Genomic DNA, 19,608 nt, shown 5'->3' on the forward strand with positions numbered 1-19,608 from the left:
GTGAAAGTGTGAATTTAACTATAAGTTTAAAACAACACGTTGGAGCGCCATGTAAACCTATCGTTAATGTAGGTGATGAAGTTAAAAAGGGACAGTTAATAGCTGAACCTAATGGACTAGGTGCTAATATACATTCAAGTGTATATGGAAAAATATCAGAAATAACTGATTCTAACATAATCATAAAAGCTGATGAGAATCAAGCAGATGAATATGTAAAGATAAAAGAAACAGAAAGTCATTTAGACGCTGTTAAAGAGGCTGGTATAGTTGGTGCTGGAGGAGCAGGATTCCCTACACACATTAAATTAAATGTAGATTTAAAAGGTGGACATGTTATAGCAAATGCCGCTGAGTGTGAACCAGTACTTTCTCATAATGTTGCAGTAATGGAGGAAAATCCAGAAATTATTGTAAAAGGTCTTAAATATGTAGTTGAAATGACTAACGCTTCTAAAGGATATATAGCTGTAAAGCCAAAATATAAAAAAGCTATTATGGCTCTTGGTAAGGCTTGTAAAGATGAAGAAAAAATCGAAATAAAGTATTTACCAGATATGTATCCAGCAGGTGATGAGAGGGTTATAATAAGAGAAATACTTAATGTAGAATTAAAACCTGGACAATTACCACTTGAAGCTGGTGCTGTTGTTTGTAACACTGAAACACTAAAAAATATCGTATCAGCTATAGAGGATAGAAAACCTGTTATAACTAAAGATATTACAGTTGGTGGAAGAGTTAAAAATGCTAAAAATGGAAAGTACTTCTTGGATGTACCAATAGGAATGCCTATTAATCATTACATACAAGAATGTGGTGGATACGAACTACCATATGGAGAAATAGTATTAGGAGGACCTTTTACAGGTCGTCATGGAGAAGAAGATTCTCCAGTTACTAAAACTTTAGGTGGAGTGTTAGTATCAATGCCATTCCCTAATGAAAGTAGAAAAGTTGGTATAATTGCGTGTGAATGTGGTGCGCAAGAAGACAGACTTAAAGAAATAGCTGCTGGAATGGGTGCTGAAGTTATAGCAGAAACTAAGTGTAAAAGAATGACAGAGTCAAATGGAAGATATAGATGTGACTTACCTGGTATGTGTCCAGGACAAGCAGAAAAAGTTTTATACCTTAAAAAGCAAGGTGCAGAAGTAGTTATTACTGGAACATGTGAGGACTGAACTAACACAGTTATGAACGTAGCTCCTAGGTTAGGAGTGCCAGTTTACCATAGTACTGACCATGTTTTAAGAGGTGCAGGACATAAAATATATAGAAGAAAAAAATAAGAGGAGGCGATTTATATGTCAATTACTCCAGAAACAGCTAAGGCTCACGCTAAAGATCCAGCAGTTTGTTGCTGCAGATTCGAAGCTGGTACTGTAATTGAAACATCAAATTTAGAGGATCCAGCAATATTTGCTGATCTAGAGGATTCAGGATTATTAGAAATATCTGCAGATTGTTTAACTATCGAAGAGGTTTTAGGAGCTAAATTAACTAAAACTGTAGATGCTTTAACTCCATTAACAGCTGATTTATTAGAAGGTGTTAACAAAGTAGAAAAAGCTGAAGAAGTTAAAGAAGAAGCTGCTGAAGAAGTAGCTCCAGTAGAAGCAATAGCTCCAGTAAGTGCTGTTGCACCAGTTGCAGGTGGATCTGTTAAGATACACATAGGAGAAGGAAGAAACATAGATTTAGAGATACCTTTAAATGTAGCTGCTTCTATGGGACTTGCTCCAGCTGCTGCTCCAGTTGCTCAAGCTGCACAAGAAGTTGTAGCTCCAGTTGCTGAGGTTAAAGAAGCTAAAGCAGTTAGATCATTAGCTAAAAAGCACTTTAAAATAGAAAAAGTTGAACTTGCTGATGAAACTAAAATAGAAGGAACTACTCTTTATATAAGAAAAGATGTATGCCCTGAAGCAATAGCAAGCCAAGAATTAGTAGTAGATATGAAATTAGAAATAATAACTCCTGATAAGTACAACACTTACAGTGAAACTATAATGGATGTTCAACCTATAGCTACTAAAGAAGAGGGAGAACTAGGATCAGGTGTTACTAGAATAATAGATGGTGTTATCGTTATGGTAACAGGAACTGACGAAAACGGAGTTCAAATAGGTGAATTCGGTTCTTCTGAAGGTGACTTAGATAAGAACATCATGTGGGGAAGACCAGGAGCTCCAGATAAAGGAGACATATTCATAAAGACTCAAGTTACAGTTAAAGCTGGAATGAATATGGAAAGACCAGGACCTCTTGCAGCTCATATGGCTACAGATGTTATAACTCAAGAAATAAGAGAAGCTTTAAAAACTGCTGATGAGTCTTTAGTTGTTGAAACTGAAGAATTAACTCAATACAGAAGACCTGGAAAGAAAAAAGTAGTTATAGTTAAAGAGATAATGGGACAAGGTGCAATGCACGATAACTTAATATTACCAATGGAGCCAGTAGGAACATTAGGAGCTAAGCCTAACGTTGACCTTGGAAACGTTCCAGTTATGTTATCTCCACTTGAAGTATTAGATGGAGGAATCCATGCATTAACTTGTATAGGACCTGCTTCTAAAGAAAACTCAAGACATTACTACAGAGAGCCTCTAGTAATAGAAGCTATGAATGATGAAGAAATAGATTTAGCAGGTGTTATATTTGTAGGATCTCCTCAAGTTAACTCTGAGAAATTCTATGTATCTAATAGATTAGGTATGATAGTAGAAGCTATGGATGTAGACGGAGCTATAATAACTACAGAAGGATTCGGAAACAACCATATAGATTTTGCATCTCACCATGAGCAAATAGGTAAAAGAGGAGTTGCAGTAGTTGGATGTACTTTCTCTGCAGTTCAAGGAGCACTAGTTGTTGGTAATAAATACATGACAAACATGATAGACAACAACAAATCTAAGCAAGGTATTGAAAATGAGATACTTTCAAACAATACTTTATGTAAAGAAGATGCAGTAAGAGCATTAGCTATGGTTAAAGCTGTTATGGGCGGAGAAGAAGTTAAGGCTGCAGAAAGAAAATGGAACAGCAATGTTAAGTTAAACAATGTTGAACTTATAGAAAAAGAAACTGGATTAAAAGTAGAACTTCTTGAGAATGAGCAATCATTAGAATTAAGCAAGAAGAGAAGAGAAATCTACGAAAAATAAAATCCCAAAAAAAGGTGATATAAATGGATAGATTAAAATATTCTTCTACAGAAAGAATGTATGAAGGTGTAATAGTTAAGATAACAGATGGTGGCGTTACGATTGATTTAAAGGGAAGACTTGGTCAATTTAAAATGCCAAAGAGAATGTTAATCACCGATTATGAATTAAAACTTGGCATGGAAGTTGGATTTTTATTAAGCTATCCTGAAGTATTAGGACCTGAGGTTAATGAAAAATATGCTGAGATAATAGCAGAAAATCAAAGACGAGAGCAAGAAAAAAATAAATAACTAACAGGAAAGAGAGGTAATAAATATGAGTCTTACAGTAATAAAAGGACTTCAATCAGAAATATATGTACCAATAACACCTCCACCAGTATGGACACCTGTAACTAAAGAATTAAAAGATATGAAAATAGCTTTAGCTACAGCTGCTGGTGTGCACTTAAAATCAGATGACAGATTTAACTTAGCAGGAGATTTTGGATTCAGAGTAATTCCAGGAGATGCTCCAGTTAGCGATATGATGGTATCACATGGTGGATACGATAATGCAGATGTTAATAAGGACATCAACTGTATGTTCCCTATAGATAGATTAAGAGAACTTGCAGAAGCTGGATTTATTAAAGACGTAGCTCCAGCACACTTTGGATTCATGGGCGGCGGTGGAGACCAACAAAAATTCACTGACGAAACTGGTCCAGAAATAGCTAGACAATTAAAAGAAGAAGGCGTAGACGCAGTTGTCTTAACAGCTGGCTGAGGTACTTGCCACCGCTCTGCCGTGATCGTGCAGAGAGCGATTGAGGAAATAGGAATACCTACTATAATGATAGCAGCCCTTCCTCCAGTAGTAAGACAAAATGGTACTCCAAGAGCCGTTGCTCCATTAGTTCCAATGGGAGCAAATGCAGGTGCACCAAATGATGTTGATATGCAAACTAATATATTAAAGGATACTTTAGCTAAACTTATAGAAATACCAAGTGCGGGTAAAATAATACCTTTACCATATGAGTACGTAGCTCAAATATAATTTAAATAACTTCCCTCTTTACTCACAAGGAAAAGAGGGAAGTTTTATAAACCAAAAAATACCTTAAAAAAGGTGATGCATATGAATAAAGAAAAGATTCTAAGAAGATTAGTAATAAAAGCTTTTCATATAGATAAAGTTGAAGTTGGAGATAAAAATTCAATAGACAAACGTATGCTTACGATTGATAAAGAAATATCAAAAAACTTAGTGAAAAATGAAGAACTAATAGAAGATATAAATATTAAAATCATAAAGCCTGGACAACATGATATTTATGTCAATACTATTATGGACATCATACCGGTATCTACAAAGGTACTTGGTAAAATAGGAGAAGGTATAACTCATACTTTAACTGGAGTTTATGTAATGCTAACAGGAGCTGATAGTAAAGGAAAGCAGATGCATGAATTTGGATCATCTGAAGGAATTTTAAAAGAACAGCTTGTGTTAGGAAAAGCAGGTACTCCATCTAAAGATGATTACATAATTCATTTTGATGTAACTTTAAAGCCTGATATTCCATATGAAAGAAAACTTCCACTATCTGCTTTTAAAGCATGTGATGAGTTTATACAAGGAATAAGAATGGCTTTAAAAGGATTAGATGGAAGAGATTCAACAGAGTCTCATGAATATCTAGATAAAATAAGACCTAATTCTAAAAAAGTCGTAATAGTTAAACAAATAGCAGGTCAAGGTGCTATGTATGATAACCAACTTTTTTCAGATGAACCAAGTGGTGTTTCGGGAGGTAAATCTATTATAGACATAGGAAATGTTCCTATGATAATATCTCCTAATGAATACAGAGATGGCGCTTTAAGGGCCATGACGTAAGGCGGGTGATATTATGGGTATAGGACCATCAACTAAAGAAACATCTCTTCATCATTTTAGAGATCCATTACTTGATGTTGTAAGTGGAGATAAAGATATAGACCTTATGGGTATTATGGTAGTAGGAACACCTCAAGATAATAAAGAAAAGTATTTCGTAGGACAAAGAGCGGCAGCTTGGGCTGAAGCTATGAGAGCTGATGGTGTAATCATCTCCGTTGATGGATGGGGAAACTCTCATGTGGATTATGCAAATACAATAGAAGAAATAGGAAAAAGAGGAATACCTGTAGTGGGACTTAGCTTTGTAGGAACTCAAGCAAAATTCGTAGTAACTAATAATTATATGGACACAATTGTAGATTTTAATAAATCAAAAGAAGGTATAGAGACACAGGTTGTTGGAGAAAACAATGTAGCTGTTCTAGATGCTAAAAAAGCACTTGCGTTTTTAAAATTAAAAATGAGAAAAGAGGGAAAATAATATGAAAGCTATAAGAAGTATTCATGCTGTTGATTCACACACTATGGGAGAGCCAACAAGAATAATAGTTGGTGGAGTACCTAATATACCAGGTAAAACTATGGCTGATAAAAAAGAATATTTAGAAAAAAATATGGATACATTAAGAACAGCAACTATGCTTGAGCCAAGAGGACACAATGATATGTTTGGTTCTATATTAACTGCTCCAGTAAATGAAGAAGCTGATTTCGGAATAATATTCATGGATGGTGGCGGATACTTAAATATGTGTGGCCACGGATCTATAGGAGCTATAACTGTAGCTATTGAAACTGGTATGGTTGAGCCTAAAGAACCTATTACAGAGGTTGTAATGGATACTCCTGCTGGAATCGTAAGATCTACAGCTAAAGTTGAAAATGGAAAAGTTAAAGAAGTATCTATAGTTAATGTACCAGCTTTTCATTACAAGAAAGATGTAGAAATAGAAGTTCCTGAAATAGGAAAAATAACATTTGATATATCTTTCGGAGGAAGCTTCTTTGCAATAATAAATGCTAAGCAATTAGGACTTAAAGTTGAGCCTAAGAACTCTCAAAAGTTAACTGCATTAGCTCTTGAAATAAGAGATATAATAAACAAAGAAATAGAGATACAACATCCAACTCTATCTCACATAAATACTGTTGACTTAGTTGAAATATATGATGCACCATCTCACCCAGAAGCAACTTACAAGAATGTAGTTGTATTTGGACAAGGACAAGTAGATAGATCTCCTTGTGGAACAGGAACAAGTGCTAAAATGGCAACTCTTCACTCTAAAGGAGAGTTAAAAGAAAATGAATTATTCGTATACGAAAGTATATTAGGAACTTTATTTAAAGGTAAAGTAGTTGGAACTGGTAAGGTTGCAGAATACAATTCTGTAATTCCTGAAATAACAGCATCAGCTTATATAACAGGATTCAATCACTTTGTGATAGATCCTGAAGATCCATTAAAATATGGATTTGTATTATAGATAAAACAAAAATATACATATATTGTTGTGATAGTCAAGCTTAGTTATTGCAGCAATATATGTATAAAAAGGTGTTATTTTGGAAATTGATGCAAGTTGTTTACTTTTTATCAAAGTAGTGATAAAGTGTAAATACAAAAATAAGGAGGGCACAAATAATGATAAACATAGTTTTAGGTGTTTTAGGAGTTTTAACTCTTTGGTTTGCAGTAGTATTTGTAGCGGACTTTATAAAGCATAAGGATAATTTAGAAACACATAATACTTGGGGAAAAGTTCTTTTCATCGGATTTATAACAGATTTCTTCGATACTTTAGGAATAGGTTCATTTGCACCTACAACAGCACTACTTAAAGGTATGAAACAAACTCAAGATAGACTTTTACCAGGAACATTAAATGCATCTCATACTATACCAGTTGTACTTGAAGCTTTTATATTTATAACAGTTATAAATATGGATCCTACAACACTAGTTTCTATGCTTGCAGCAGCAACTATAGGAGCATATGTTGGAGCTGGAATAGTTTCTAAGCTTCCAGAGAAAAAGGTACAAACAGTAATGGCAATTGCTTTATTTATTACAGCTTTACTAATGATGGCAGGTCAATTAAACTTAATGCCAGGTGGAGGAGACGCTACTGGTCTTTCAGGAGTTAAACTTATAATAGCAGTAGTTGGAAACTTCATATTAGGAGCTTTAATGACTGCAGGAATAGGTCTTTACGCACCATGTATGGCACTTGTTTACTTATTAGGAATGTCTCCAAAAGTTGCTTTCCCTATAATGATGGGTTCTTGTGCATTCTTAATGCCAGTTGCATCAGTTAAATTTGTTAAAGAAGAAGCTTTAGATAGAAGAGCATCAATGGGTATAACTATAGGTGGTATTATAGGAGTATTTATAGCTGCTTATCTTGTAAAATCTTTACCTATGGATATATTAAAATGGTTAGTAATAGCTGTTATATTCTACACAGCTGCTACTATGTTAAAATCAGCTTCTAAGAATAAAGAAATAACAGAGTAAATAAAATTAAATTAAATTAAATTAAATATAAAACTGTCGATATATATCGGCAGTTTTTTTATTTGGAAATTATAAAAAATAATATATTATAAATAAAAAACTAAAATCACATGAATAGTTTGTTATATGTGATTTTAGTTTTTTTAAAATTCAAGGGAAAATTAACTGTCAAAAAATAGACATGTGTCAAAAAACAGACGGAAACCGTTTTCCTTAAAGGAAATGTATGGAAAACTAGGGAATATGAGGTGTGAGAGGGTTAATAAGTTATCAAATGGAATAAAATGATAGTCAGAAAGCTGACATATTTAATATTTGTTATAGAAAGTTTCAAATATGGAGAAGTACGTTATAAAAAAAATAAATAATAGTAAAATCAACCGTTACAGGAAAAAAATACAATTAAATACAAACTTAAACAAAAGTTGGCAAGCAACTTGCTTTAATAATATAACGAGAAGATGAAATGACAGGAGGTGAAAGTGTGAATTTAACTATAAGCTTAAAACAACACGTTGGAGCACCATGTAAACCTATCGTTAATGTAGGTGATGAAGTTAAGAAGGGACAGTTAATAGCTGAACCTAATGGACTAGGTGCTAATATACATTCAAGTGTATATGGAAAAATATCAGAAATAACTGATTCTAACATAATCATAAAAGCTGATGAGAATCAAGCAGATGAATATGTCAAGATAAAAGAAACAGAAAGTCATTTAGACGCTGTTAAAGAGGCTGGTATAGTTGGTGCTGGAGGAGCAGGGTTTCCTACACACATTAAATTAAATGTAGATTTAAAAGGTGGATATGCTATAGCAAATGCTGCTGAGTGTGAACCAGTACTTTCTCATAATGTTGCAGTAATGGAGGAAAATCCAGAAATTATTGTAAGAGGTCTTAAATATGTAGTTGAAATGACTAACGCTTCTAAAGGATATATAGCTGTGAAGCCAAAGCATAAAAAAGCTATTATAGCTCTTGGTAAGGCTTGTAAAGATGAAGAAAAAATCGAAATAAAGTATTTACCAGATATGTATCCAGCAGGTGATGAGAGGGTTATAATAAGAGAATTACTTAATGTAGAATTAAAACCAGGACAATTACCGCTAGAAGCAGGAGCTGTTGTTTGTAACACTGAAACACTAAAAAATATCGTATCAGCTATAGAGGATAGAAAACCTGTTATAACTAAAGATATTACAGTTGGTGGAAGAGTTAAAAATGCTAGAAATGGAAAGTACTTCTTGGATGTTCCAATAGGAATGCCTATTAATCATTACATACAAGAATGTGGTGGATACGAACTACCATATGGAGAAATAGTATTAGGAGGACCTTTTACAGGTCGTCATGGAGAAGAAGATTCTCCAGTTACTAAAACTTTAGGTGGTGTGTTAGTATCAATGCCATTCCCTAATGAAAGTAGAAAAGTTGGTGTAATTGCGTGTGAATGTGGTGCGCAAGAAGACAGACTTAAAGAAATAGCTGCTGGAATGGGTGCTGAAGTTATAGCAGAAACTAAGTGTAAAAGAATGACAGAGTCAAATGGAAGATATAGATGTGACTTACCTGGTATGTGTCCAGGACAAGCAGAAAAAGTTTTATACCTTAAAAAGCAAGGTGCAGAAGTAATTATTACTGGAACATGTCAGGACTGAACTAACACAGTTATGAATGTAGCTCCTAGGTTAGGAGTGCCAGTTTACCATAGTACTGACCATGTTTTAAGAGGTGCAGGACATAAAATATATAGAAGAAAAAAATAAGAGGAGGCGATTTATATGTCAATTACTCCAGAAACAGCTAAGGCTCACGCTAAAGATCCAGCAGTTTGCTGCTGCAGATTTGAAGCTGGTACTGTAATTGAAACATCAAACTTAGAGGATCCAGCAATATTTGCTGATTTAGAGGATTCAGGATTATTAGAAATATCTGCAGATTGTTTAACTATCGAAGAGGTTTTAGGAGCTAAATTAACTAAAACTGTAGATGCTTTAACTCCATTAACAGCTGATTTATTAGAAGGTGTTAACAAAGTAGAAGCTGAAGAAGTTAAAGAAGAAGCTGCTGAAGAAGTAGCTCCAGTAGAAGCAATAGCTCCAGTAAGTGCTGTTGCACCAGTTGCAGGTGGATCTGTTAAGATACACATAGGAGAAGGAAGAAACATAGATTTAGAAATACCTTTAAATGTAGCTGCTTCTATGGGACTTGCTCCAGCTGCTGCTCCAGTTGCTCAAGCTGCACAAGAAGTTGTAGCTCCAGTTGCTGAGGTTAAAGAAGCTAAAGCTATTAGATCATTAGCTAAAAAGCACTTTAAAATAGAAAAAGTTGAATTTGCTGATGAAACTAAAATAGAAGGAACTACTCTTTACATAAGAAAAGATATCTGCCCTGAAGCAATAGAGAGTCAAGAATTAGTAGTAGATATGAAATTAGAAATAATAACTCCTGATAAGTACAACACTTACAGTGAAACTATAATGGATGTTCAACCTATAGCTACTAAAGAAGAGGGAGAACTAGGAACAGGTGTTACTAGAGTAGTAGATGGTGTTATCGTTATGGTAACAGGAACTGACGAAAACGGAGTTCAAATAGGTGAATTCGGTTCTTCTGAAGGTGACTTAGATAAGAACATCATGTGGGGAAGACCAGGAGCTCCAGATAAAGGAGACATATTCATAAAGACTCAAGTTACAGTTAAAGCTGGAATGAATATGGAAAGACCAGGACCTCTTGCAGCTCATAGAGCTACAGATGTTATAACTCAAGAAATAAGAGAAGCATTAAAAGCTGCTGATGAGTCTTTAGTTGTTGAAACTGAAGAATTAACTCAATACAGAAGACCTGGAAAGAAAAAAGTAGTTATAGTTAAAGAAATAATGGGACAAGGTGCAATGCACGATAACTTAATATTACCAGTAGAGCCTGTAGGAACATTAGGAGCTAAGCCTAACGTTGATATTGGAAACGTTCCAGTTATGTTATCTCCACTTGAAGTATTAGATGGAGGAATCCATGCATTAACTTGTATAGGACCTGCTTCTAAAGAAAACTCAAGACATTACTACAGAGAGCCTCTAGTAATAGAAGCTATGAATGATGAAGAAATAGATTTAGCAGGTGTTATATTTGTAGGATCTCCTCAAGTTAACGCTGAGAAATTCTATGTATCTAATAGATTAGGTATGATAGTAGAAGCTATGGATGTAGACGGAGCTATAATAACTACAGAAGGATTCGGAAACAACCATATAGATTTTGCATCTCACCATGAGCAAATAGGTAAAAGAGGAGTTCCAGTAGTTGGATGTACTTTCTCTGCAGTTCAAGGAGCACTAGTTGTTGGTAATAAATACATGACAAACATGATAGACAACAACAAATCTAAGCAAGGTATTGAAAATGAAATACTTTCAAACAATACTTTATGTAAAGAAGATGCAGTAAGAGCATTAGCTATGGTTAAAGCTGTTATGGCAGGAGAAGAAATCAAAGCTGCAGAAAGAAAATGGAACAGCAATGTTAAGTTAAACAATGTTGAACTTATAGAAAAAGAAACTGGAACTAAAGTAGAACTTCTTGAAAATGAGCAAGTATTAGAAAAGAGTAAGAAGAGAAGAGAAATCTACGAAAAATAAGAGTTAAACAAAAAATAAGAATCCAGTAAATAGGTGATATAAATGGATAGATTAAAATATTCTTCTACAGAAAGAATGTATGAAGGTGTAATAGTTAAGATAACAGATGGCAGCGTTACGATTGATTTAAAAGGAAGACTTGGTCAATTTAAAATGCCTATGAGAATGTTAATTAGCGATTATGAATTAAAACTTGGCATGGAAGTTGGATTTTTATTAAGCTATCCTGAAGTATTAGGACCTGAAGTTAATGAAAAATATGCCGAAGTAATAGCAGAAAATCAAAGACGAGAGCAAGAAAAAAATAAATAAAAAGACAAGAGCAAAAAAATAAAGAACAGGAAAGAGAGGTAATAAATATGAGTCTTACAGCAATAAAAGGACTTCAATCAGAAATATATGTACCAATAACACCTCCACCAGTATGGGCACCTGTAACTAAAGAATTAAAAGATATGAAAATAGCTTTAGCTACAGCTGCTGGTGTGCACTTAAAAACAGATGCTAGATTTAATTTAGCAGGAGATTTTGGGTTCAGAGAAATTCCAGGAGATGCTCTAACTAGCGATATGATGGTATCACATGGTGGATACGATAATGCAGATGTTAACAAGGACATCAACTGTATGTTCCCTATAGATAGATTAAGAGAAGTTGCAGCAGAAGGATTCATCAAAGAAGTAGCTCCAAAACACTTTGGATTCATGGGCGGCGGTGGAGACCAACAAAAATTCACTGACGAAACTGGTCCAGAAATAGCTAGACAATTAAAAGAAGAAGGCGTAGATGCAGTTCTACTAACAGCTGGCTGAGGTACTTGCCACCGCTCTGCCGTGATCGTGCAGAGAGCGATTGAGGAAATAGGAATACCTACTATAATAATAGCAGCCCTTCCTCCAGTAGTAAGACAAAATGGTACTCCAAGAGCAGTTGCTCCATTAGTTCCAATGGGAGCAAATGCAGGTGAGCCAAATAATGTTGAAATGCAAACTAATATACTAAAAGATACTTTAACTAAACTTATAGAAATACCAAGTGCAGGTAAAATAATACCTTTACCATACGAGTATTCAGCTAAAGTATAATTAAAAAAACTTCCCTCTTGTTTTAAAGAGGGAAGTTTTATAAAACAAAAAATACCTTCAAGAAGGTGATAAATATGGATAAAGAAAAGATTCTAAGAAGATTAGTAATAAAAGCTTTTCATATAGATAAAGTTGAAACTGGGGACAAAACTTCTATAGGCAAACGTTTGCTTACAATTGACAAAGAAATGTCAAAAAAACTAGTAGAAAATGAGGAACTAATAGAAGATATAAATATTAAAATAATAAAGCCTGGACAACATGATATTTATGTGAATACTATTATGGACATCATACCAGTATCTACAAAGGTACTTGGTAAAATAGGAGAAGGTATAACTCATACTTTAACTGGAGTTTATGTAATGGTAACAGGAGCTGATAGTAAAGGAAAGCAGATGCATGAATTTGGATCATCTGAAGGAATTTTAAAAGAACAGCTTGTGTTAGGAAAAGCAGGTACTCCATCTAAAGATGATTACATAATTCATTTTGATGTGACTTTAAAGCCTGATATTCCATATGAAAGAAAACTTCCACTATCTGCTTTTAGAGCATGTGATGAGTTTATACAAGAAATAAGAATGGCTTTAAAAGAATTAGATGGAAGAGACTCAACAGAGTCTCATGAATATCTAGATAAAATAAGACCTAATTCTAAAAAAGTCGTAATAGTTAAGCAAATAGCAGGTCAAGGTGCTATGTATGATAACCAACTTTTTTCAGATGAACCAAGTGGAGTTTCGGGAGGTAAATCTATTATAGACATAGGAAATGTTCCTATGATAATATCTCCTAATGAATACAGAGATGGCGCGTTAAGAGCCATGACGTAAGGCGGTGATATTATGGGTATAGGACCATCAACTAAAGAAACATCTCTTCATCATTTTAGAGATCCACTTCTTGATGTTGTAAGTGGAGATAAAGATATAGACCTTATGGGTATTATGGTAGTAGGAACACCTCAAGATAATAAAGAAAAGTATTTCGTAGGACAAAGAGCGGCAGCTTGGGCTGAAGCTATGAGAGCTGATGGTGTAATCATCTCCGTTGATGGATGGGGAAACTCTCATGTGGATTATGCAAATACAATAGAAGAAATAGGAAAAAGAGAAATACCTGTAGTGGGACTTAGCTTTGTAGGAACTCAAGCAAAATTCGTAGTAACTAATAATTATATGGACACAATTGTAGATTTTAATAAATCAAAAGAAGGAATAGAGACACAGGTTGTTGGAGAAAACAATGTAGCTGTTCTAGATGCTAAAAAAGCACTTGCGTTTTTAAAATTAAAAATGAGAAAAGAGGGAAAATAATATGAAAGCTATAAGAAGTATACATGCTGTTGATTCACACACTATGGGAGAGCCAACAAGAATAGTTGTTGGTGGAGTACCTAATATACCAGGTAAAACTATGGCTGATAAAAAAGAGTATTTAGAAAAAAATATGGATACATTAAGAACTTCAATAATGCTTGAGCCAAGAGGACACAATGATATGTTTGGTTCTATATTAACTGCTCCAGTAAATGAAGAAGCTGATTTCGGAATAATATTCATGGATGGTGGCGGATACTTAAATATGTGTGGCCACGGATCTATAGGAGCTATAACTGTAGCTATTGAAACTGGTATGGTTGAGCCTAAAGAACCTATTACAGAGGTTGTAATGGATACTCCTGCTGGAATCGTAAGATCTACAGCTAAAGTTGAAAATGGAAAAGTTAAAGAAGTATCTATAGTTAACGTACCAGCTTTTCACTACAAGAAAGATGTAGAAATAGAAGTTCCTGAAATAGGAAAAATAACATTTGATATATCTTTCGGAGGAAGCTTCTTTGCAATAATAAATGCTAAGCAATTAGGACTTAAAGTTGAGCCTAAGAACTCTCAAAAGTTAACTGCGTTAGGTCTTGAAATAAGAGATATAATAAACAAAGAAATAGAGATACAACATCCAACTTTATCTCATATAAATACTGTTGACTTAGTTGAAATATATGATGAACCAACTCACCCAGAAGCAACTTACAAAAATGTAGTTATATTTGGACAAGGACAAGTAGATAGATCTCCTTGTGGTACAGGAACAAGTGCTAAACTAGCAACTCTTCACTCTAAGGGAGAGTTAAAAGAAGGAGAATTATTTGTATACGAAAGTATATTAGGAACTTTATTTAAAGGTAGAATAGTTGGAACTGGTGAAGTTGGAGATTATAACACTATAACTCCAGAAATAACAGCATCAGCTTATATAACAGGATTCAATCACTTTGTAATAGATCCTGACGATCCATTAAAGTATGGATTTGTATTATAAATCTTAACTTAATTCATATGGAGTGTTTACCTTAGATGAATTTTTAGTTATGGGTGCCCTGAGGGTAAGCCAATCCAGAAGCTGTTAAGTTCTTATATCCAATCTTAAAAGGATGGACTTTTAGAACTTTTAGCTTTTGGATAAATAAAAAAAGTATACATATATTGTTATAGTAATTAATATTAATTACTATAACAATATATGCAAAAAAGATATAATCGTAGCAAGGCACAGACATTGTTTACTTTTTATCAAAGTCATGGTAAAATGTAGATACAAATAAATAAAGGGGGTACAAATAATGATAAACATAGTTTTAGGTGTTTTAGGAGTTTTAACTCTTTGGTTCGCAGTAGTATTTATATCGGACTTTATGAAGCATAAAGATGACTTAGAAACACATAATTCTTGGGGAAAAGTCACTTTTATTGGATTTGTAGTTAACTTTTTTGATACTTTAGGAATAGGTTCATTTGCACCTGCTACAGCACTACTTAAAGGTATGAAACAAATTCAAGATAGATTATTACCAGGTACACTTAATGTATCTTGTACTATACCAGTTGTACTTGAATCATTTATATTTATAACAGTTATAGAAATGGAGCCTACTACTTTAGTTAGTATGCTTGCAGCAGCAACTATTGGAGCTTATGTTGGAGCTGGAATAGTTTCTAAACTTCCAGAGAAAAAGGTTCAATTAGTTATGGGAGTTGCATTATTTATTACAGCGTTATTGATGCTTGCAGGACAAATGAATTGGATGCCTGGTGGAGGAGAAGCTATTGGACTTCATGGAAGTAAGCTTATAATAGCAGTAATTGCTAACTTCATACTAGGAGCTTTAATGACTGCAGGAATAGGTCTTTATGCACCATGTATGGCACTTGTTTACTTATTAGGAATGTCTCCAAAGGTTGCTTTCCCTATAATGATGGGTTCTTGTGCATTCTTAATGCCTGTTGCTTCTTCTAAGTTTGTTAAAGAAAAAGCGTATGATAGAAGAGCATCAATGGGTATAACAATAGGAGGAGTTATAGGGGTATTAATAGCTGCTTATCTTGTTAAATCTCTACCTCTTAACATATTAAAATGGTTAGTTATATTTGTTATATTCTACACATCTGCTACTATGTTAAAATCAGCTTCTAAAAATAAAGAAATAGTAAGCTAAATAAATTTAAAACTGCCGATATATATCGGCAGTTTTTTTGTTTGAAAAAATTATATACTTTTTATTTATTAGAGTATAGGTCTATATTGAAATAGTTGTACTAAATCTTATTTTTTATTCTTAAGGAAATCATATCATTTTTTTCTTTTATAGATAACTTATTGAAAAAGCTACACTTTCAACTATTTTTAAGCAACAGAGTCGTGATCCTTGTTGGCTCCATGAACTATGTGAATTTTGAGAGCGGAGCCTGTAAGATCGTTGGACATAAGAACTCTACAACTTCTGCATAAGTGCACCCACAGGGCACACGCAACTAACCTTCAGATAAAGTCACAAACTTTATCTGAAGATAAGTTTCACTTGATTATACGAAAGTCCAATAATACTGATGTAATTAAGTTTATTTTAATTTATATGAATATTTAGGTTAATTATAATGATATATTCAGCAAAGGCAGCTTTCTTAATGGTTGTAGGGCAAATGGATTGGATGCCAGGTGTAGAAGAAGATACAGGACTTATAGGAGAATTATATTAAGCAGTTAATGATTTTATATTAGGAGTTCTAATGACTGTAGGAACAGGCCTTTATGCACCATGAAAGGCACTTATTTATTAGGAACGCCTTTAAAAGTTACATTACTTATAATTATGGGGTATTGTACATTTTTAACGATAGTTGTATCAAGTGAATTTATTAAAGAAGAAGCTATATAAGACCATTTATGAAAATAGGTGGGGTTATAGGAGTTAGACTAAATAAAGAGGAATATAAAATAAAAATGACCATCTCTTATATAAGAGATGGTCATTTTTTTAGGTTATAGTCATTTATTTATATACTAACTTTGTTTTTTAAAAGTCAATGCTTCATTATGCTATTACATTAATAAGTATATATAATGAGCAGAAATACCTGCTACAAACCCACCTATAGTATGAGCAAGAATTGCTTTATTAGTTAAATTTCTGCAATTTAAAGCATCCATCATACCTACATGAGTACTTAAATATCCACTCCAACACATTCCCATTGCTGTAAATACAGCTACATCATTAGCTCCAATTAAATTTTGACTTATAAACTTAGGTACTAATGATATAGCAGCACCTACAGCGCCTAGAGCTGTTATTGGGAAAGCTATAGCTTCAGAAGATGTAAAACCAAATAAAGGTTTTAAAATAAACATAAGCTTTTCACCGATTAGAGGAAGTAGTCCGATTCCTTCATAAGCAACACCTTTGTAAATTTCTTTTCCAGTTTCAGGGTCTACAGAAGGACCAAATGTTAAAATCATTACAGCTGTACAAATAATTAAAACCCCAGGTATTATAGCTATACCCATTTCAACTCCACTTTTTCCACCTTCAAGTAAGCATTCAAGTACTCTTTGGAATAGATTGTCAGTTTTAATTTCTCTATAGTTAAGTGAATCAAAATCTTCAATACAATCACATGCTACCTCACTATCAGGAATTTGTGAATAATATTTTTGGGTAAAAAATATCATAAGTCTAACACTTATAACACTTCCTATTATAGCACTTATATTTCCTATTATAGCAGCTTTGAAAAATTGCTTGCCTTGAGACATCATAAAAGCTGTTACGATTAATCCCATACCAAATGAAGTTCCTAAATTACATAAAGCTGGAAGTTGATGTTTTTTAAAGAATTTTTTAAATGACTTATCATTAGCTAATGATATAACAGCAGGGTTGTCCGAAAGATAAGTCGTTAAAGCTCCTATTATAGCAGCTCCAGGTAAACCATAAAGAGGTTTCATTAAGAATGCAAAAACTTTATTAATAAGCGCTATAACTCCAAATTCAGATAATAAGCTACCAAAAGCACCTGCTAAAACAGCTATTGCCATTATAAAAAATACTGTATTCAATAGTAAGTCGTGAGAAGTATACATTATTACTTTAAACATGACTCCAACGCCCATCTTACTAGCAATATAACCCATAGATCCTATGAGTATGAATAAAAATACAAAAGTTTCTAAATTAATAGCTTTGACTAATTTTTTGTTTGAAGTAGTTCCATTTGCCACGAATAAAACCGCCTTTCAATCGTTTTTTTTTTGACAACTACAGGATAGCATAAATATGGAACAATATCAATGATTTGGAAATATATATAAAAATTTTGAATAAAACTAATTTTCTACTAATATATTTATATAGATAATACATAAGAACATGGAGGGAAGGAAGATGATCAATATAAAAGAAGATACGAATGTCGTGAATATGTTAGGAGAGATTACAGAAGAACTTAAATTAAGCCATGAAATATTTGGAGAAAAGTTTTATGCTACAAAAATAAAAATAAAAAGACTTAGTGACTCACAAGATATACTGCCTATTACAGTATCAGAAAGATTGATTGTAGATTTAGATATGAAGGTTGGTAAAACCGTTGAGGTAAGTGGACAGTTAAGATCATATAATAAGGTGGTTGATGGAAAAAATAAGCTTATATTAACTGTATTTGCAAGAGAATTAGTTTTTGTAGAGGAAGAAAACAAAGATCCTAATAGCATATTTTTAGATGGATATGTATGTAAAAATCCTATATATAGGAAAACACCTTTAGGAAGAGAAATTACAGATTTATTGTTAGCGGTTAATAGAGCTTATAATAAGTCTGATTATATACCATCTATAGCTTGGGGTAGAAATGCAAAGTTTTGTAAAAATTTAAAGGTGGGAGATAGAGTTCAATTATGGGGGAGAATTCAAAGTAGACAATATGAAAAGAAAGTTGAAGATGGAGAAGTTGATGTAAAGGTTGCATATGAAGTTTCGGTATCTAAAATGAAGAAGTTGTTGGAGAATAATACTAAATAATCAATAAAAAAACAATGCTGTGAATAATATATTTTATATATTAATAAGAGTATTTATATTGAATAATGGAATTATATTTATTATAATAGATAAGTAATAACTAAAGAATAGACAGAAGGTGAATTTACTTGGAAAAAATATGTGTAGATACATCTTATTATATAAGAGGTAGTATAAGTCCTAATAAAAAACAAAATAATATAAACAACTTCTTGGAGACCATAAACAGCTCTGTTGGAGAAAAAGTACTTCTTTTAGGAAATATATCTAATTATGGTAAGTACTTGAAAAAACTAGGAGTAGAGGTTATTATACTTGAAAATGATAAATATGTTACAAGTTCTGCTATTGTAGATAATGGGAATTGTAATATAATTCAAGGATCGGTTGAATACATGCCATTTAAGGATAATTATTTTGATAAGGTAATATTTTTAAATTATTTTAATTGCTTTGAAAATGAAAAGAATGCTTTAAGAGAAGTATATAGAGTATTAAAGCATAAAGGTAAGGTAATAATAGAAGATAAAAATCCTAAAAATCTATCTGTAAAATTAAAATCACTTCAAAATAAGATAAAAGGATATAACGGAAAATTTTATCGACCTACAGAAATAGTAGAAATATTTGGTGAAAGTGGATTTTGCGGTACGTTTAAAGAAATAGACAGTGAAAATTATATTTATATGGGTATTAAAACAGATTAAAGACTAGGGTCACCTAGTCTTTTTTTCTCTAATCAAATTATATAAAGAGAAATTTAAGTAACGAATTTTTTCTAAAAAGGGAGGAAAAAATGAAGATTTATTATGGGTCTATAGTCTGGATAATGATTATTATTATACTTATATCTATTCAATATTCTATAAATAAGGTCATTATTTTACTAAGAGATATAAAAGAAATACTTATACAACTTAGAATAAAGGATAGATTATAAT

General features: G+C 32.9%; 20 protein-coding genes. 19 read left to right on the forward strand and 1 reads right to left on the reverse strand.

The window, feature by feature from the left end; genetic code table 11:
* Positions 1 to 8: 8 nt before the first annotated feature.
* From prdC (P4S50_RS03915) to P4S50_RS03990, 16 genes are all read left to right on the forward strand, one after another.
* Positions 9 to 1,292, forward strand: a complete 1,284-nt coding sequence (prdC, locus tag P4S50_RS03915) for a proline reductase-associated electron transfer protein PrdC (protein WP_277733238.1) — start codon at positions 9 to 11, stop codon at positions 1,290 to 1,292.
* A 15-nt stretch (positions 1,293 to 1,307) separates the two neighbouring features.
* Positions 1,308 to 3,170, forward strand: a complete 1,863-nt coding sequence (prdA, locus tag P4S50_RS03920; protein WP_277733240.1) for a D-proline reductase (dithiol) proprotein PrdA — start codon at positions 1,308 to 1,310, stop codon at positions 3,168 to 3,170.
* Positions 3,171 to 3,193: 23 nt separating this feature from the next.
* Complete coding sequence (locus P4S50_RS03925; RefSeq protein WP_099188881.1) at positions 3,194 to 3,463, forward strand: CBO2463/CBO2479 domain-containing protein; 270 nt, start codon at positions 3,194 to 3,196, stop codon at positions 3,461 to 3,463.
* Positions 3,464 to 3,488: 25 nt separating this feature from the next.
* On the forward strand, positions 3,489 to 4,214 hold the full coding sequence (prdB, locus tag P4S50_RS03930) for a D-proline reductase (dithiol) protein PrdB (RefSeq protein WP_277733242.1): 726 nt from the start codon (positions 3,489 to 3,491) through the stop codon (positions 4,212 to 4,214).
* A gap of 81 nt (positions 4,215 to 4,295) precedes the next feature.
* Positions 4,296 to 5,057, forward strand: a complete 762-nt coding sequence (prdD, locus tag P4S50_RS03935; RefSeq protein ID WP_277733243.1) for a proline reductase cluster protein PrdD — start codon at positions 4,296 to 4,298, stop codon at positions 5,055 to 5,057.
* A gap of 13 nt (positions 5,058 to 5,070) precedes the next feature.
* Positions 5,071 to 5,541: a glycine/sarcosine/betaine reductase component B subunit gene (locus P4S50_RS03940; protein ID WP_277733244.1), complete on the forward strand. Its 471-nt coding sequence runs from the start codon at positions 5,071 to 5,073 to the stop codon at positions 5,539 to 5,541.
* Position 5,542: 1 nt separating this feature from the next.
* Positions 5,543 to 6,547 (forward strand): proline racemase, encoded by a 1,005-nt coding sequence (locus P4S50_RS03945; protein ID WP_277733246.1) that lies wholly within the window; start codon positions 5,543 to 5,545, stop codon positions 6,545 to 6,547.
* 158 nt (positions 6,548 to 6,705) lie between these two features.
* Positions 6,706 to 7,578, forward strand: a complete 873-nt coding sequence (locus P4S50_RS03950; RefSeq protein ID WP_277733247.1) for a sulfite exporter TauE/SafE family protein — start codon at positions 6,706 to 6,708, stop codon at positions 7,576 to 7,578.
* Between the two features lie 484 nt (positions 7,579 to 8,062).
* On the forward strand, positions 8,063 to 9,346 hold the full coding sequence (gene prdC, locus P4S50_RS03955) for a proline reductase-associated electron transfer protein PrdC (protein WP_277733248.1): 1,284 nt from the start codon (positions 8,063 to 8,065) through the stop codon (positions 9,344 to 9,346).
* Between the two features lie 15 nt (positions 9,347 to 9,361).
* Complete coding sequence (gene prdA / locus P4S50_RS03960; RefSeq protein WP_277733250.1) at positions 9,362 to 11,221, forward strand: D-proline reductase (dithiol) proprotein PrdA; 1,860 nt, start codon at positions 9,362 to 9,364, stop codon at positions 11,219 to 11,221.
* A 42-nt stretch (positions 11,222 to 11,263) separates the two neighbouring features.
* Positions 11,264 to 11,533, forward strand: coding sequence for a CBO2463/CBO2479 domain-containing protein (locus P4S50_RS03965; protein ID WP_277733252.1), 270 nt, complete (start codon positions 11,264 to 11,266; stop codon positions 11,531 to 11,533).
* Positions 11,530 to 12,306, forward strand: coding sequence for a D-proline reductase (dithiol) protein PrdB (prdB, locus tag P4S50_RS03970; RefSeq protein WP_277734671.1), 777 nt, complete (start codon positions 11,530 to 11,532; stop codon positions 12,304 to 12,306). Before P4S50_RS03965 ends, prdB (P4S50_RS03970) begins: the two co-directional genes overlap by 4 nt.
* 74 nt (positions 12,307 to 12,380) lie before the next feature.
* Positions 12,381 to 13,142: a proline reductase cluster protein PrdD gene (gene prdD, locus P4S50_RS03975; protein ID WP_277733254.1), complete on the forward strand. Its 762-nt coding sequence runs from the start codon at positions 12,381 to 12,383 to the stop codon at positions 13,140 to 13,142.
* 12 nt (positions 13,143 to 13,154) lie between these two features.
* On the forward strand, positions 13,155 to 13,625 hold the full coding sequence (locus P4S50_RS03980) for a glycine/sarcosine/betaine reductase component B subunit (protein WP_277733255.1): 471 nt from the start codon (positions 13,155 to 13,157) through the stop codon (positions 13,623 to 13,625).
* 1 nt (position 13,626) lies between these two features.
* A complete protein-coding gene (locus tag P4S50_RS03985; RefSeq protein ID WP_277733257.1) occupies positions 13,627 to 14,631 on the forward strand; it encodes a proline racemase in 1,005 nt (334 codons plus the stop codon).
* Between the two features lie 301 nt (positions 14,632 to 14,932).
* Complete coding sequence (locus tag P4S50_RS03990) at positions 14,933 to 15,805, forward strand: sulfite exporter TauE/SafE family protein (protein ID WP_277733258.1); 873 nt, start codon at positions 14,933 to 14,935, stop codon at positions 15,803 to 15,805.
* A gap of 884 nt (positions 15,806 to 16,689) precedes the next feature.
* On the opposite strand, the gene P4S50_RS03995 is transcribed toward P4S50_RS03990, so the two are convergent.
* Positions 16,690 to 17,868, reverse strand: a complete 1,179-nt coding sequence (locus tag P4S50_RS03995) for a CD0519/CD1768 family membrane protein (protein ID WP_277733259.1) — start codon at positions 17,866 to 17,868, stop codon at positions 16,690 to 16,692.
* 163 nt (positions 17,869 to 18,031) lie between these two features.
* Here P4S50_RS03995 and P4S50_RS04000 point away from each other — a divergent pair, with 163 nt between their 5' ends.
* From P4S50_RS04000 to P4S50_RS04010, 3 genes are all read left to right on the forward strand, one after another.
* Positions 18,032 to 18,667 (forward strand): single-stranded DNA-binding protein, encoded by a 636-nt coding sequence (locus tag P4S50_RS04000; protein ID WP_277733261.1) that lies wholly within the window; start codon positions 18,032 to 18,034, stop codon positions 18,665 to 18,667.
* A gap of 128 nt (positions 18,668 to 18,795) precedes the next feature.
* Entirely contained in the window at positions 18,796 to 19,374 is a 579-nt protein-coding gene (locus tag P4S50_RS04005) for a class I SAM-dependent methyltransferase (RefSeq protein WP_277733263.1), read from the forward strand.
* A gap of 89 nt (positions 19,375 to 19,463) precedes the next feature.
* Positions 19,464 to 19,607, forward strand: a complete 144-nt coding sequence (locus P4S50_RS04010) for a hypothetical protein (RefSeq protein ID WP_277733265.1) — start codon at positions 19,464 to 19,466, stop codon at positions 19,605 to 19,607.
* The last annotated feature ends 1 nt before the right edge of the window (position 19,608 follow it).

Source organism: Tepidibacter hydrothermalis (assembly GCF_029542625.1).
GTDB lineage: Bacteria > Bacillota > Clostridia > Peptostreptococcales > Peptostreptococcaceae > Tepidibacter_A > Tepidibacter_A hydrothermalis.

Bases quoted from the DNA above. Each gene is read 5' to 3' on its own strand.
- prdA (WP_277733240.1), top strand. From the start codon at position 1,308: ATGTCAATTACTCCAGAAACAGCTAAGGCTCACGCTAAAGATCCAGCA.
- P4S50_RS03925 (WP_099188881.1), top strand. From the start codon at position 3,194: ATGGATAGATTAAAATATTCTTCTACAGAAAGAATGTATGAAGGTGTA.
- prdD (WP_277733243.1), top strand. From the start codon at position 4,296: ATGAATAAAGAAAAGATTCTAAGAAGATTAGTAATAAAAGCTTTTCAT.
- P4S50_RS03940 (WP_277733244.1), top strand. From the start codon at position 5,071: ATGGGTATAGGACCATCAACTAAAGAAACATCTCTTCATCATTTTAGA.
- P4S50_RS03945 (WP_277733246.1), top strand. From the start codon at position 5,543: ATGAAAGCTATAAGAAGTATTCATGCTGTTGATTCACACACTATGGGA.
- P4S50_RS03950 (WP_277733247.1), top strand. From the start codon at position 6,706: ATGATAAACATAGTTTTAGGTGTTTTAGGAGTTTTAACTCTTTGGTTT.
- prdA (WP_277733250.1), top strand. From the start codon at position 9,362: ATGTCAATTACTCCAGAAACAGCTAAGGCTCACGCTAAAGATCCAGCA.
- P4S50_RS03965 (WP_277733252.1), top strand. From the start codon at position 11,264: ATGGATAGATTAAAATATTCTTCTACAGAAAGAATGTATGAAGGTGTA.
- prdD (WP_277733254.1), top strand. From the start codon at position 12,381: ATGGATAAAGAAAAGATTCTAAGAAGATTAGTAATAAAAGCTTTTCAT.
- P4S50_RS03980 (WP_277733255.1), top strand. From the start codon at position 13,155: ATGGGTATAGGACCATCAACTAAAGAAACATCTCTTCATCATTTTAGA.
- P4S50_RS03985 (WP_277733257.1), top strand. From the start codon at position 13,627: ATGAAAGCTATAAGAAGTATACATGCTGTTGATTCACACACTATGGGA.
- P4S50_RS03990 (WP_277733258.1), top strand. From the start codon at position 14,933: ATGATAAACATAGTTTTAGGTGTTTTAGGAGTTTTAACTCTTTGGTTC.
- P4S50_RS04000 (WP_277733261.1), top strand. From the start codon at position 18,032: ATGATCAATATAAAAGAAGATACGAATGTCGTGAATATGTTAGGAGAG.
- P4S50_RS04010 (WP_277733265.1), top strand. From the start codon at position 19,464: ATGAAGATTTATTATGGGTCTATAGTCTGGATAATGATTATTATTATA.